This is a genomic window from Prevotella veroralis, assembly GCF_018127765.1.
GTDB lineage: Bacteria > Bacteroidota > Bacteroidia > Bacteroidales > Bacteroidaceae > Prevotella > Prevotella veroralis.
Genome location: NZ_CP072330.1, coordinates 1,873,254 through 1,888,960 on the forward strand (window position 1 = coordinate 1,873,254; position 15,707 = coordinate 1,888,960).

10 protein-coding genes are annotated in these 15,707 nt (G+C 43.2%); 6 read left to right on the plus strand and 4 right to left on the minus strand.

The genetic code is table 11. The features are described 5' to 3' along the window. Nucleotides 1–805 precede the first annotated feature (805 nt). From J5A55_RS07875 to J5A55_RS07885, 3 genes are all read left to right on the plus strand, one after another. Nucleotides 806–2,032 (plus strand): nucleoside recognition domain-containing protein, encoded by a 1,227-nt coding sequence (locus J5A55_RS07875; RefSeq protein ID WP_004382965.1) that lies wholly within the window; start codon nt 806–808, stop codon nt 2,030–2,032. A gap of 68 nt (nt 2,033–2,100) precedes the next feature. Continuing rightward, the gene (locus J5A55_RS07880) at nt 2,101–3,546 is read left to right on the plus strand and encodes a lipopolysaccharide biosynthesis protein (protein ID WP_004382966.1); all 1,446 of its coding nucleotides are present in this window, start codon (nt 2,101–2,103) and stop codon (nt 3,544–3,546) included. Between the two features lie 58 nt (nt 3,547–3,604). After that, entirely contained in the window at nt 3,605–5,728 is a 2,124-nt protein-coding gene (locus J5A55_RS07885; RefSeq protein WP_004382967.1) for a S46 family peptidase, read from the plus strand. Nucleotides 5,729–6,157: 429 nt separating this feature from the next. On the opposite strand, the gene J5A55_RS07890 is transcribed toward J5A55_RS07885, so the two are convergent. From J5A55_RS07890 to J5A55_RS07905, 4 genes are all read right to left on the minus strand, one after another. Then, nucleotides 6,158–6,646, minus strand: a complete 489-nt coding sequence (locus tag J5A55_RS07890) for a methylated-DNA--[protein]-cysteine S-methyltransferase (protein WP_004382969.1) — start codon at nt 6,644–6,646, stop codon at nt 6,158–6,160. Between the two features lie 25 nt (nt 6,647–6,671). Further along, entirely contained in the window at nt 6,672–8,573 is a 1,902-nt protein-coding gene (locus tag J5A55_RS07895) for a DEAD/DEAH box helicase (protein WP_039851190.1), read from the minus strand. Nucleotides 8,574–9,309: 736 nt separating this feature from the next. Beyond that, entirely contained in the window at nt 9,310–10,581 is a 1,272-nt protein-coding gene (locus tag J5A55_RS07900) for an NAD(P)/FAD-dependent oxidoreductase (RefSeq protein WP_004382975.1), read from the minus strand. A gap of 134 nt (nt 10,582–10,715) precedes the next feature. Next, the gene (locus J5A55_RS07905; protein ID WP_004382978.1) at nt 10,716–11,957 is read right to left on the minus strand and encodes a M16 family metallopeptidase; all 1,242 of its coding nucleotides are present in this window, start codon (nt 11,955–11,957) and stop codon (nt 10,716–10,718) included. Between the two features lie 142 nt (nt 11,958–12,099). Here J5A55_RS07905 and J5A55_RS07910 point away from each other — a divergent pair, with 142 nt between their 5' ends. The 3 genes from J5A55_RS07910 to J5A55_RS07920 are packed head-to-tail and all read left to right on the plus strand — an operon-like array spanning nt 12,100 to nt 15,411. After that, nucleotides 12,100–13,038, plus strand: coding sequence for a carbohydrate kinase family protein (locus J5A55_RS07910; RefSeq protein ID WP_004382979.1), 939 nt, complete (start codon nt 12,100–12,102; stop codon nt 13,036–13,038). A 38-nt stretch (nt 13,039–13,076) separates the two neighbouring features. Continuing rightward, nucleotides 13,077–14,267: an FprA family A-type flavoprotein gene (locus J5A55_RS07915; protein ID WP_004382980.1), complete on the plus strand. Its 1,191-nt coding sequence runs from the start codon at nt 13,077–13,079 to the stop codon at nt 14,265–14,267. Nucleotides 14,268–14,277: 10 nt separating this feature from the next. Continuing rightward, nucleotides 14,278–15,411 carry an acyltransferase family protein gene (locus tag J5A55_RS07920; protein WP_004382981.1) on the plus strand — a complete coding sequence of 378 codons (1,134 nt, stop codon included), beginning with the start codon at nt 14,278–14,280 and terminating at the stop codon, nt 15,409–15,411. Nucleotides 15,412–15,707 lie beyond the last annotated feature (296 nt).

The following is a 15,707-nucleotide window of genomic DNA, read 5'->3' on the forward strand; positions in this document are numbered from 1 at the left end:
TTTTCGTATCTATCGCTATGACGCATTTTGAATTTGCTGTCACATCTGTCACGCCTTCCGTCCTCATAAGTCATTGAAAACGTGTGCATCACACCAAATGTTAAAACTGACAGCAACCATAATAAAAAATAAAATAGGATATTTCGGGACTATCCAATAAGACAAAAACGAGGCAGGAACTACGAGGGACAGCCATAAATCCATAAGGAATAAACAAGGAGAGCACAACCACGATGTTTCCTCAATCCTATCACTTACTAATCAAAGTAATAGGACAATCTAATAGATATGACATCATATTTTTTAGAGAGTCTTAGGACTAACTGCACGATATGACACGATAACGTAGGGACAGACGCCCTCGTCTGTCCGCCTTCACACCCTAATTTATTAACAAGAAAACATCCGCTTGACGGACAGACGAGGGCGTCTGTCCCTACGTTAAGACGATGTTTCTTTTCGAGATGGATAATAGGTACAATCAAGGAAGTGCTTTCTTCACACCAAAGGAACGCCCTCTTCAATGTAAGGAAACGCCCTTCTTAAATCGAGAAGGGCGTTCCTTTTCTATCCCCCGTAGGCACCTCCCCTCCTTCGGAGGGGGTTGGGGAGGCTTTCAATGAGCATACCTTTACCCCTATCATCCCCCTTTCTTTCGCCACAAGCACCTATCTTTTTTCTTTATTATGCCCCATGTTAACGCATAAATGCGTATCTTTGCAATGGGAAGAATGGCACATTCGCTACCAGTAGTTCCCTCTTCATCAATCAAAAGACAAAGAATTAACAGTAACAAATAGGTTAAATGGTACTGAACTATATTTGGATAGCGTTCTTCATCATCGCTTTCATCTTTGGAATTATCTCTCTTCTGATGGGCGACACGACTATATTTGAAAAGATGGTAAAGGCTACCTTCGAATCATCTGAGACCGCTTTTACAACATCACTGAACCTAACTGGAATCTTGGCATTGTGGTTGGGCATCATGAAGATAGGTGAGCAAGCGGGAATCGTCAATGTCCTTGCACGCATGTTGAGCCCTTTCCTATCAAAGCTGTTCCCTGATATCCCACGAAACCACCCTGTCATGGGGTCGATCTTCATGAATATTGCATCCAACATGTTGGGTCTTGACAATGCAGCAACGCCTACCGGACTAAAGGCGATGAGCCAAATGCAGGAGCTAAACACGAAGAAAGACACAGCAACAAACCCCATGATCATGTTCTTAGTGCTGAATACTTCAGGACTAACCATCATTCCAACAGCTATTCTTGGCTATCGAAGCATGTACGGGGCAGCCCAACCAACGGACGTATTCATCCCTATCTTATTGGCAACTACCGTCGCTACACTGGTTGGAATACTGATTACTGCAGGCTGGCAACGCATTAATATCTTCCAACCCACGCTCCTCTTAGGGCTCATCGGACTGATGGGTTTTGTCGGAGTAGTCATCTGGGGCTTTGGACAAATGGACAAGCAGACCATGGCAACAGTAACTTCTATTGCCTCAAACCTCATCTTGATGACCATTATCGTCCTATTCATCACTGCCGGACTACTAAAGAAGATCAACGTTTATAACGCTTTCATTGAAGGAGCAAAAGAGGGTTTTCATACGGCAGTACGCATTATTCCTTATCTAGTTGCTATCTTAGTAGCTGTCGGAGTATTCCGTGCTTCAGGTGGTATGGAGCTTATGATGAAAGGTATTAGATGGTTTGTCGAAATCTGCGGACTGGACACTCGATTCGTCGATGCACTCCCTACGGCTCTTATGAAACCTCTTTCAGGTAGCGGGGCACGTGGATTAATGATTGAAGCAATGAGGACATACGGTGCAGACTCATTCGTTGGACGATTGAGTTGTATCTTCCAAGGATCAACAGATACCACCTTCTACATTCTAGCAGTCTACTTCGGTAGTGTTAGCATTAAGTACACTCGACATGCAGTAGCCTGTGGATTGCTAGCCGACTTGGCTGGTGTAATAGCTGCAATCGCTATCTGTTATATCTTCTTCTAGTAACAAATATAAGACGATTAGGGGTTACTACTTCTCTAAAAGTGGGTGCCTAATAATAAAAACAAGCAATGGCAAATTTAAAATCACTTGCAAAAGACACTGCTATCTATGGTATGAGCAGTATCATCGGAAGGTTCTTAAACTATCTTCTCGTACCCCTTTACACCGCAAAGATTAGTGCGGCGAGCGGAGGATATGGTGTTATCACAAACATATACGCCTATACTGCCCTCTTACTCGTCATCCTTACTTACGGAATGGAGACCACCTTCTTCCGTTACGCCAATAAGAGTGATCAGGATCCAAAGCGTGTCTATTCAACGACATTGACGCTTGTAGGCTTCACATCCCTGCTCTTTATTGCTCTAGTATTCATCTTTATACAGCCCATCTGTAACTTTATGGGCTATTCGGAGCACCCCTCTTACGTATGGGCAATGGCCATCACTGTAGCGATCGATGCTTTCCAGTGCATTCCCTTTGCGTATCTTAGATATAAGAAACGCCCTATCAAGTTTGCAGCTTTCAAACTCTTATTCATCGCACTGAATATCATCTTGAACCTTGCTTACTATCTCGTATTAGGTGGACATGAGGTGGGTTATGCCTTCTACATCAACTTGGCATGTACAGGAACTATCACTTTCTGCTTCTGGAGAGAGCTGAAAGACGGATTCTTCGGCAGTGGGAAGCTCTTTGATATGCCTCTCGCAAAGAAGATGCTATCCTATTCTTGGCCTATCCTCATCCTCGGTATTGCCGGAATACTTAATCAGACGGCTGGTTACATACTCTTTCCTTATGTCTACAAGAATAACGATGCACATACACAACTCGGTATCTTCGGTGCCGCCAGTAAGATTGCTATGATCATGTCAATGATTACGCAGGCATTCAGATACGCTTATGAACCCTTCGTCTTTGGTAAGTCTCGAGACAAAGACAACAAAGAGACATACGCAAGAGCTATGAAGTTCTTTATCATCTTTACCTTACTTGCCTTCTTGGTGGTAATGGGCTACATGGATATTCTGCGTCATATCATTGGTCGTGACTATTGGGTTGGACTGAAGGTCGTACCTATCGTGATGGCTGGCGGTATCATGACGGGCGTTTACTTCAACCTTAGTTTCTGGTATAAGCTCATTGATAAGACCATCTGGGGTGCCTATTTCTCTGGAATTGGATGTGCTGTAATCATTGGAATCAACGTGATCTTCGTACCACGTTATGGTTACATTGCCTGTGCATGGGCTGGTTTCTTAGGCAATGCAACGGCAATGATACTCTCTTATATCGTCGGTCAATGTAAGTATCCCATTGCTTATCCATTGAAGAGTATCTTTGTTTATGTGCTCATCGGCGGTCTTTTCTTTGCGGGAATAACAATCAGCAATGAACGTTTATCCGCCCCTCTCGCCCTTACAGTGAACACGATTATCATCTTACTCTTCGTTGCTCACGTCCTTTACCACGACCTTCCACTGATAAAGATACGGAGACATAAGAGTTAAGGAGAGTGTTTGAGGAATGAAAGAAACCTAAGAATATCATCAACCAATTATATTAAACATGAAGAAATCAACCTTACTTATTGCTGCGTCATTGGCTTTAAGCAGTCCTTCTATCCATGCTGATGAAGGTATGTGGACACTCCACAACCTCCCAGATGCTGTCTACGAACAGATGGTGGCAGAGGGTTTTCAGTTGCCATGTGACATGATTTACAACTCTCCCAACGCTATTAGCAATTACGTTGTGAGCTTCTCTGGTTACTGTTCTGGCGTTGTCGTATCTCCAGATGGATTGGTCTTCACCAATCACCATTGCGGTTTTAGTGCTATCAACGCCCACTCCACTGTAGAACATGACTATATGAAGGATGGCTTCTATGCAAAGAATTACGTTGAAGAACTACCTAACGAGAACCTCTATGTGTCGTTTATGAAGAAGCAAGAGGACGTTACGGCACGTGTGAACAAGCTCATCGCAGGAAAGAACGCAGAACAGACTGAAGCCATATTAGACTCTCTCACGAATCATCTAACCGACTCAATCAAGGCAATCGATAAGACTTTGCACATCAATATCGACCCATTCTACGAGGGAAACAAGTATTATGCAACAACTTATCAAGACTTCCCTGACGTCCGTTTAGTATTCACTGTACCTAAGAGTATGGGTAAGTTTGGAGGTGAGACAGATAACTGGATGTGGCCGAGACAGACGTGTGACTTCTCTGTATTCCGCATCTACGCAGACCCTAAAACGAATGGTCCTGCAGCCTACTCAAAGGACAATGTGCCTTATCACCCAGCCCATTGGGCACCCGTGAGTATGCAGGGTTACAAGGACAAGGACTTCGCTATGACCATTGGTTACCCTGGTTCAACAAGTCGTTACTTGTCTTCTTATGGTATTCAACAGCGCCGTGACATCGACAATTCAGTACGTGTCCAAGCCCGAGATATCAAACTCGCACTCATGAAGAAGTACATGGATAAGAACGAGAAGACACGTATACAATACGAGAACAGGTATGTCCAGGCTGCGAACTATTGGAAGAACTCCATGGGAATGAACAAGTGTATCGACTCTATCGGACTGATTCGTCAGAAGGCAGAGTACGAAGCTCGCATTCGTGCATGGCTCCAAGAGAAGAATATCCAAGACCCAACTGTAAAGGTTGACTTCGATAAGTTGGCTAAGCTCTATTCGAATAGTAATGATGCAAAACTTGCCAGTATGTATTGGATGGAGTCGTTCTGGAGAACGTCAGAGTTATTCACCAGAGCACTTAATATGGCTCGTGGCTCCCTCAAGGTGTATGGTCCTGCGAACGAACCAAAGAAGCAATACATGGTATATGAGGATAATCAAGATGAATGGAACCCTGCCCTTGACCAAGAGATGGCGGCTGCCATGCTAAAGAACTATGGTGAACATGTGCCAGCTAAGTTCCTTCCTGACTTCTACGAGATCATCAAGACGAAGTTCGGCAACGATTATGAGAAGTACACCAAGTGGCTCTATTCACATAGCAAACTACTCAAGAAAGGTCAAAAGTTCTATCAGAACGAGAAGACGCTCAAGGATCCTGGAGTGATGTTAGGCGTTGGTTTGCTCATGAATTATCGTGCCATTCTTGCCGACCTAAGCAATAAGACGGAAGAGATTGATGCTGAAGAGAAGAAGTTGTGTGAGGCTAAAGTACAAATGGAGATGGACTTGCCACATTATAGCGACGCCAATTCCACCATGCGCCTATCGTATGGACAGGTGGGAGGATACATGATTGGAGGCTTCAACAGCAACTATTATACAACCGCAGAGAGCATTGTTAAGAAGATGGATGAGGGCTCGAAGATAGAGGACTATCAGGTAGAACCTATCATGAAAGAGCTTATGAGTGCCAAAGACTTCGGTCCTTACACTGACAAGACGACTGGTAAGATGCAACTATGTTTCCTTACTAACAATGATATCACTGGTGGTAACTCTGGTTCCCCGATGTTTGATGGCAAGGGACGACTCATTGGTCTCGCCTTTGATGGCAACTGGGATAGCCTCTCAAGTGACATCAACTTCGACCGCAAACTTGCTCGTTGCATTGGCGTTGACATCCGTTTTGTACTCTATCTCATGGATAAGTGGGGACATGCTGACCGCCTACTAAAGGAGATCAATCCACAATAAGCACAAGTAAAATCGGTTATCTGATGAAGAGAATATCAATCACCAGATAGCGTAACACAAATAACCAAGAGGCTGTATCGGTTCTCTTATCAATACAAACGATTGATAAAAGGATGTGATACAGCCTCTTTTTAGCTATGAACAAACCGCAAGATAGGTATCAAAGCCCTGCTTCTTATCGTAATACAACATAGGAACTACCAATCCAACCGAGTTTCATCCTTATGAAACTGGAGTATCACGCTGATGATACTGGAATATCACGCCGATGATACTGGAATATCACGCTGATGATACTGGAGTATCACCCACATGATACTGAAATATCACAACGGTGATAACACAGCTTTACTTCCATCAAAGCGAAGTCTACTCATTATTATTAAGGAGCGTGAGACAGGTTGCTTACTACCAACAAAAAGGATGTGTCTAATCTGACACATCCTCTTTCTCTATGCTTAGTAATTGTCTTTTTCGGTCTGTTCCACCCGCATAACCACCCAGAGTTCCATTCGAAGCAATGACTCGATGACAGGGAACAAAGAGCATTAAAGGGTTATGACCATTGGCATTCCCAACTGCTCTTACAGCCTTCTTTCGTCCCATTCTTCGGGCTTGTTCGGTATAAGAGAGCGTCGCTCCATAAGGAATGGTTAATAAGGTCTGCCATGCGAGGCGTTGGAAGGGTGTTCCGTCAAAGCCCAATGGTAAGTCAAATGAGCCTCGTTTGCCAGAGAAATAATTGTTTAACTGCCGACAAGCCTCAGCCAATAAGGAATCATCCGAACAAACGACTTCCGTCCAATCATCGCCTATCTTCCTCTCCATAACATCCTCCCACCAGCAATATCTTAGCTTTCCTTCAGCTTCAGCAAGCACGAGTATGCCCAAGGGAGATTGGTAACGACAATAGAACATAACAGCGGACTAAGGTTGATAAGACTTACTTCTTCGGGCGTCTACGTGCCCACCCCTCTTCTGAGAAGTCGGGTTCTTCACCTTTCAGCTTTGCTGGTGCACCTTTCATAAGCTCTTTCCAATCGTCCTTCTTGAACTTATGTGTAGCAAACGGAGCGTCATTCTCTGCTTGACGACGCCCACGACCTCTGCGCCCACGATCGTCTTGGCGTCCTTCAGTACGGCTTCCATAACCACCACGACCACCAGTAGAACGACCACCAGCCGAGCGTCCGTGCCCTGGCTCATCAGCATCATTACAACGCACTTTACGCCTCTTGTAGACAGCACCATCTAAGGCTTTCATCACTTTCTGGGCGTCTTGTTCAGGCACTTCGATGTAACTTTGCTTCGCAAGAAGGTCTATATGCCCCACTGCCTGGTGCCCATTCATATTCTTATTAATGAACTGCATTACCTCACCAGGATAGAAGCCATCATTCTTACCGAGGTTAATAAAGAGTCGCTTAAAGCCCTTTTCTGCCTTACGTGCGCCACGGCTGCGTGTTGCTCTGCCCTCACTACGCCCACTACGACCCTCCTCACGACTGCTGCGAGCCGATGGTTTCTCAATCTCTGGCGCATTCTTATAATAGTCGAGGAAGCGTCCAAAGGTGGACGTAACAATCTTCTTGATCAGATCCTCCTTATCTATATACTCAAACTGGCGGTTGATATCCTCCATGTAAGGTGCTATCTGCTCCTCATCCACATCCGTCTTCAAGATGTTATCCATCGTTTTGAAGAGTTGTTTCTTGCATATCTCTTCAGGCGAAGGAAGCGTTCCATCAATAAATTCCTTACCTATCTCACGTTCAATGTTACGTACCTTATATTTCTCACGAGAGTGGATAATCGAAATGGAAGTACCCTTCTTGCCCGCACGACCTGTACGACCCGAACGGTGCGTATAGTTTTCTATATCGTCAGGAAGCCCATAGTTGATGACATGCGTCAAATCATTCACATCCAATCCACGTGCTGCAACATCAGTCGCAACGAGGATTTGTGTGAGATGGGAGCGGAACTTCTGCATAGTAAGGTCACGTTGTTGCTGTGACAAGTCGCCATGCAACGACTCAGCATTGTATCCGTCTTTAATCAACTTATCGGCTATCTCTTGTGTTTCTACCTTCGTTCTACAGAATACAATGGCGTAGATCTTAGGGTAGAAGTCCACCAATCGCTTCAAAGCAAGGTACTTGTCGCGTGCATTCACCATATAATAGATATGGTTAACGCTCTCCGCTCCTTCGTTACGACTACCCACAACAATCTCTTTATAGTCGTGTAAGTAACCCTTTGCCACCTTTTCTACATCCCTACTCATCGTTGCTGAGAAGAGAAGAGTATTACGATCTTCAGGCACACCAGTGAGTATCTCGGTGATACTCTCTTGGAAACCCATGTTCAGCATTTCGTCAGCTTCATCCAAAACAACGTTCCGTACTTGGTCTAAACGAGCCTTTCCACGGTGCATTAAGTCGATTAATCGACCCGGAGTAGCCACAATGATTTGTACACCATGGCGCAACTGATGGATCTGGGTATCGATGGAAGCACCGCCATAAACGGCTGCGATGTGCAGATGAGGGATGTACTTACCGAAGTCCTTGAGGTCATCTGCTATCTGCAAGCATAACTCTCGGGTCGGACTAAGCACTATCGCTTGTGTCGACTTACTGCTTGTATCAATCCTCTGAAGCAGTGGTAAGCCAAAGGCAGCCGTCTTTCCAGTACCAGTCTGCGCTAAGGCGATAACGTCATTTCGATTACCTAATAAATAAGGGATTACTTCTTCTTGTACAGGCATTGGATGTTCAAATCCAAGCTCACTAATGGCACGGCGAATCTCTTCGCTCACGCCCAACTCTTCAAATGTCTTCAAATTCGTTTGTTTATTATTTATTATCCTATAGAAAAGGTAAACTCGCCACCAAACGAACCCACAGAAAGACACTTGCCTGCGCTCCTCTCTTCGACTAAAACACGCAGACTCTCAGGTGGCATGCTACCTTTATGGGGTGCAAAGGTACTGCAAGAAGTTGGAACAAACAAATAAAACTAACTATAAGTCAGGCTTCCTGGGAAATAAAGTATGAATATTATAGACAAAAGACATATATACATCAAATCTATACAGACGACCTCCTCTTTTTGTTATAAAGTCTAAAATGAAGAGAATTTACTTACTAAAATGCACTTATTTAATACCTTTTTCGTACCTTTGTAACGTCAAATAGAAAAATAGTCGTTATTAAAGTTAATTATTTGAGTTAGTACAGAAACATGCAACTTACGTGAGTAAGTTTAATGTTAAATCAAGGTTTCGCAGTGATGCGAAGCCTTTTTTTATTCCTAACAACCATCTCTTCAATCAGAGATAACTTTCTTCTATGATGGAGAAAGGCGTTATTGAAAATCAAAAATAAACTATTTTCTCGTGAGAATCAGTTTATTTAATACCACTTTTTAAACTATTTATTCGATAAGGAAAGCATATTTTCAAACGAAAGGAAGTATCCAGCGGACAATAAAAGCCCCCTTCATACATGATAGAACAAGGTATCTAACATTGTATCAAGGGGTCATCTCTTATCGTACCGAGGTCATAGACCTACTGATTACTTAGCTTTCAATATCAGACGTAAGCTCTGTTTGTAATTCAGATAATTCCATATCCAATTCAAAAGAATGAAGGTTTTGTTCTTTACTCCTAAAATGGAACGAAGATGAACTACCAACCATAAGAGCCAAGCAGGGAATCCACCGAACTTCTTACCATTAATCTCTGCTACCGCATGATTGCGTCCGATGGTTGCCATAACACCAAGGTTTTTATATTTAAATGGCTCTTCGTCCTTGCCTTGCAGTTGGTTTTTAAGATTCTGTGCAACACATTTTGCCTGCTGCAAAGCCACCTGTGCCAACTGAGGATGACCCAAAGGATAGTCCTTATCACCCTCTATCAAACTCTGATCGCCTATAGCATAGACATCTTGCAAGCCCTTCACGCGACAGAAACGATCGGTCAAGATTCTGCCAGCATGCCCAATGCTTTCCTTCGGCAAACCCTCTATAGTGTTCGCACAGACGCCACTCACCCAGACAACAGTCTCTGCCGGAATCTCAAGCCCAGCACTTGTTTTCAAGATACCATCCTTATATTCTGTTGCAAACTGTGGCTGACGAATATGCACATGTAGCTCTTTCAAATCGCGCTCAGCCCTTGCTGAGGATGCAGGATCCATCGCTGCAAGGAGTCTGTCACCTGCATTTACAAGATAAATGTGCATCTGTGAGGCCTCAAGATCAGGATAATCACGCTCCAAGATGTTCTTTTTCATCTCGGCAACAGCACCTGCTATCTCCACACCGGAGGCTCCACCACCCACAACAACAATATTCATCAAAGCCTGTTTGCGTACTGGATCTTCTTCAGTCTCTGCTCTTTCAAGATTGTGAAGGATGGTATTACGAAGGCGCATAGCCTCTCCCACCGTCTTCATCGGGAGTGTTGTTGCCTCAATTTCCTTGTTTCCAAAGTAATTAGTCTTCGCTCCTGCCGCCAAAACAAGGTAGTCGTAATGGACGTCACCCACTGATGTTTTAATCATCTTATTGCTTGCGTCCACTGCTTCCACCTTTGCCATGCGGAAGAAGAAATCGTCTTTTCCTTGGAAGATACGGCGGAATGGGAACGAAATACTACTTGGTTCGAGTCCTGCTGATGCCACTTGATAGATTAAGGGAGGGAACTGATGATAGTTATTCTTATCTATCAAGACCACTTGAAAGTCGTTATCAACCAACTTAGAAGCCAGTTCCAATCCACCAAGTCCACCTCCAACGATAACGACTCTTTGCTTATCTGTATGCGCAATGTTTGCTTTCATTATCCTGTACTATTTATGTTTCGTATGTTTGTTACCTATTTTCTATATTAGAGCAAACAGAGAATATCATGCCAAGACCATCTTTCTTTTGAAGAAAAACACGTCAAACACCTCTGTTTCTTATCAATCAATTCCTATTCGTAAATTAGTTTCGTAAGTTGTTCTTCAACGAACAACTCTTGTGCAACTGCTTGTATCTCCTCTGCCGTAATAGCGTCAATATTACAATAAAGTGCCGTGATGTCCTTCTTCCAACCATAGTGCAAGAAGCCCTTACCGAAGTCGAGTGCAAGGTTCTCACGGTTGTCGCAAGCAATACCAATCTGTCCTTTAATCTGCTGTTTGGCTATTGTTAGCTCTGAATCAGTCAATGGTTTGTCGATGAAATGGTCTAATTCTGCACGTACAAGAGCCATACACTCGTCCACATCTTGCGCATCACAACCAAAGTAAATACTCCATAATCCAGTTGAAGAGTAGCTTACCATCGTACTTTCCACCGTATACACCAGCCCTCTCCGTTCGCGTAATGCAAGGTTCAAACGTGCATTCATGCCAGGACCACCTAATATATTATTCAAGAGATAGAGTGCCATTCGCCTTTTGTCATGCACTGCATAGGCACGATTACCTATCATTACATGTGCTTGATGAGTGTGTTTGTCAATCTTAATTGTCTGTGGTTCGTATGCACTCAACACTGGTAGCGGCTTCTCCAAATGCTTATTAAGTTCGCCAATCGTGGTCACATTTGTGCCATTCGCCTGTGACAAAAGTTGCAAAAGCATGTTGAAATCAACGTTACCATAGGCAAAGAAGACGGCATTATCAGGTCGGTAATGTTGATGAGTGAAGTGAAGTGCATCCTTGGTAGTGAACTTTCGCACACGTTCTGACGTCCCTAAGATGTTATGCCCCAATGGATGTCCATAAAAGATAAGGTTCTCGAACTCATCATAAATCAGTTCGGAAGGGCTGTCGTTATACGATTCTATCTCGTCACAGATGACTTCCACCTCCTTATCAATCTCTTTCTGTGGATAGACACTATGGAAGACTATATCCGTAAGAAGGCTTATCGCACGTGAAAGGTGCTCTTTCAAGATAGCCGAATAATACACCGTATCGGTCTTAGTGGTAAATGCATTTAAATCACCTCCCACCTCTTCAAGACAGTTAATGACGTCTAAAGCGGTGCGACGAGTGGTTCCCTTGAATGTAACATGCTCACAGAAATGGGCTATTCCTTCCTCATTCGGCTGCTCATGGGCTGCTCCTGCATTGATTTGGTAGCCACAATAGACCACAGGTGAGGCTGTTTGAAGAGCGATAATACGCAGTCCGTTATCCAAAACTGCCGTTTGATAGTGTATCATAGTGCAAAAGTAAGAAAAAAGAATGAGATAGTTTGCGTCTTTAATAAGCAATGAAAAAAGAAGAGGGAATCTTTTTGTAGTCCGCTCAAATTACACTATATTTGCACAACTAAAGTGGAACACAATCGTAATTCACAATCAAATGCGAAAAATTATAGGTATAGGTGAGACCGTCTTAGACATCATCTTCAAGGATAATAAACCTGTAGAAGCAGTGCCAGGTGGCTCTACTTTCAATGCTATCACTTCATTGGGTCGATGCGGAGTGGACGTTACGTTTATTTCAGAAGCAGGCAATGACCATGTCGGAGAATATATTATTAAGTTCTTAAAGGATAATGGTGTGAGTACTGATAACATCAGTATCTTCCCTGATTCGAAGTCTCCTGTGTCATTGGCATTCCTTGATAAGAACAATGATGCCGAATACATCTTCTATAAAGACCACCCTCATGACCAACTAGAGTTTACTTATCCAGATATACAACCCGATGACATCGTTCTTTTCGGTTCGTATTATGCAGTGAATCCAGTCATTCGTCCACAGGTAATGGGGCTTCTTGATTATGCTCGTTCGCATGGAGCTATCATCTATTATGACGTTAATTTCCGACCAGTTCATAAGGATGAGGTCATCAAGATAACGCCTAATCTGATAGAGAACCTCGATTATGCAGATATTGTGCGTGGTAGTCATGAGGATTTTGCGACGCTTTATAAAAAGGAGGAAGCCGATAAGGTGTATAATGCAGAGATTTCTTTCTATTGCAAACAATTTGTTTATACACACGGAAGTCAACCTGTTGAGGTACGTGGTGGACGTGATTTTAAGAAGTCATACCCTGTTCTTAACACGAATACTGTTAGTACCATCGGTGCCGGAGACAACTTCAATGCAGGCATTATATTCGGTATCTTGAAACATGGCATTACACGTGCTGACCTCGAAAGGGGCTTAACGGAAGAACAATGGGACAAGGTGATTGAATGTGCCTTAGCCTTCTCTGCTGATTGTTGTAAGGACATCTTCAACTATGTAAGCAAGGAGTTTGGGGAGAAAATGAAGCTCTCTCACTCCTAAAACACATCCGAACAGACCACACTAAACATGATATAAAAATGATAGAAATTGCCAATAAAGTTTATTACGTAGGCGTTAACGATCGGAACAAGGCTCTCTTTGAGGGCTTGTGGCCATTGCCTTACGGTGTTAGTTACAACTCTTATCTCATCGACGATGAGAAGGTTTGCCTTATTGATACCGTTGAGGTAGACTTCTTCGTACAGTTCATTGAAAAGCTCCGAGAGGTTTTAGGCGACCGACAGATTGACTATCTCGTCATTAATCACATGGAGCCAGACCACTCCGGGTCGTTAGCTCTATTGAAGAAGTACTATCCTAACATACAAGTCATTGGTAACAAGAAGACCTTCGACATGATGTCTGGCTTCTACGGAATCAAAGATAACACCATAGAAGTTAAGAACGGAGAGGAGATCTCACTAGGTGCTCACACCTTACAGTTCTTTATGACACCTATGGTTCACTGGCCGGAAACAATGATGACATTGTGTAAAGGTGAGGTTGCTCACCTCTTCACAGGCGATGCCTTCGGCTGTTTTGGTGCATTAAATGGTGGTTTTATCGATCAAGAGATTGATACCGACTGGTGCTGGTTAGAGATGGTTCGCTATTACTCAAACATCGTTGGAAAGTATGGCACACCTGTTCAGAATGCTTTGAAGAAGCTCGCTGGTATTCATATAGACTATATCTGCTCTACACATGGGCCCGTTTGGCATAAGTATGTAGATAAGGTTATTGGTTTATACGACCGCATGTCAAAGTATGAGACAGACCCTGGTTTGGTCATCTGCTATGGTACAATGTATGGAAACACCGAACGAATGGCAGAACAAATAGCACGTGCAGCCTCTTTAGCAGGCGTTAAGGACATTCGTCTTTATAATGTATCAAAGACGCACCATAGCTACATTCTTCAAGACATCTTCCGCTTCCGTGGTCTCATCGTGGGTGCTCCTACTTACAATGCAGGGCTTTATCACGAGATGGACGTACTACTCCAAGAGGTTGCCAATCGTGACATAAAGAACCATTACATCGGTTGGTTTGGCTCTTACTCATGGGCTTCAAAGGCTGTTGCTGCTATCGGCGAATGGAATGAGAACCGTCTCCACTTCGAGAAGGTGGGCGAACCTGTTGAGATGAAGCAGGCGCTCACACCAGAAATCAAGGCTGAATGTGCTCGCTTAGGACGTGAGATGGCTGCTAAGCTATTGGCTGAATAAGAGGGAAAAGATGATTAAAACGGACACAACTAACACTCTTTCACAGGTTATTACGGCTTTACGCTTCCCTCTCATCGTACTAGTTTTGTTCGTTCATTCTAACTTCAAAGGTGTATCCTTTGCTTGGGACAACGCTCTAAAAGCATCTTTTTCGCTCCCAATAGGTAATATCAACCTATCATTAGAAACATTCATCGACTTTATATCGGGTTCGTTAGCTCCATTAGCGAACCCGTTTTTCTTTTTCATTAGTGGCTTGTTGTTCTTTCATTGTAAACAGTTTACACGTAAAGTGTATATCAACAAGCTCCGTCATAGGCTGCAGTCGTTACTCATACCTTATATATTATGGAACTTATTGTTCCTCCTGATCATCGCCATTGGTAGTTCTTTACGCCCAGGATGGACTGCTATTATTGATAAGCCGCTATCTGATTTCACCCTTAAAGATTATCTTTTAATCTTTTGGAACACAAGTCTTATTGGACATAAAGGCGGCATTGCTACTCCAATAGACATCCCTTTGTGGTTCGTCCGTAACCTTATGGTATTGTCATTAGCCTCTCCGCTCATTTATACTGCTATCCGTTTCCTTTCTCGAAGGCACAAAAGATTAGCATTATACGTGCTTATAATATTTCTATATGCTATCCATTATTTACCCGATCAATGGGAAGAATGGGGGCAGAGCCTATTATTCTTTAGTCTTGGAGCAACCTTTTCCATTCAAAAATGGGACGTAACAAAGACGTTTAAGTCCTACGGAATATATGGAATCATCGGTGCTTGTTTCTTCTATTGGGCACAACTTACTAACCTCATGTATGCTGCCTTAATCGTTACAATAATCTCTCTGACCACACACATCATTGATCGTAGACAGCAACAAGGGCTTACTCCAAAGTTGATCCCTAATATATTAACGGATTCATCGTTCTTTATCTATGCAGCACACACACTCCCTCAAGGTATCATCTTATGGTCTCTCAAGTTGGAATGGTTACCTATCACTGGGGCTACAAGTCTACTAATTATCTATTTTCTTTCCCCTGTTATCCTTACAGCAACTTGTATTTTACCATTTATATTACTCCGACGTATTACTCCAATCTCACTCTATTTCTTAACAGGAGGTCGTCAGTAATACTCACAAAGGGCAATAAGCACATCTCTCTAAAACATCTTTTCATAACAAGAGCAATATCTTTGCAAACAAACCAAACATAAAGAATAAGACAAGAAAAGTGCCACACATGACCTGCATGGGGCTTTAGTCACTTTTAGTAAACGCTTTTCTTTTCAAAAAGAGTGCATCATAGAAGCTATCTTGAACAGGTTCTTTTAATCCCAAATAGTGCCACAAAATAGGAACAGATATCCTCGTCTGGAAACCCTCTCCCAGCCTCCCCCAAGGGAAGGAGAGCCTAACGGGGGATTATT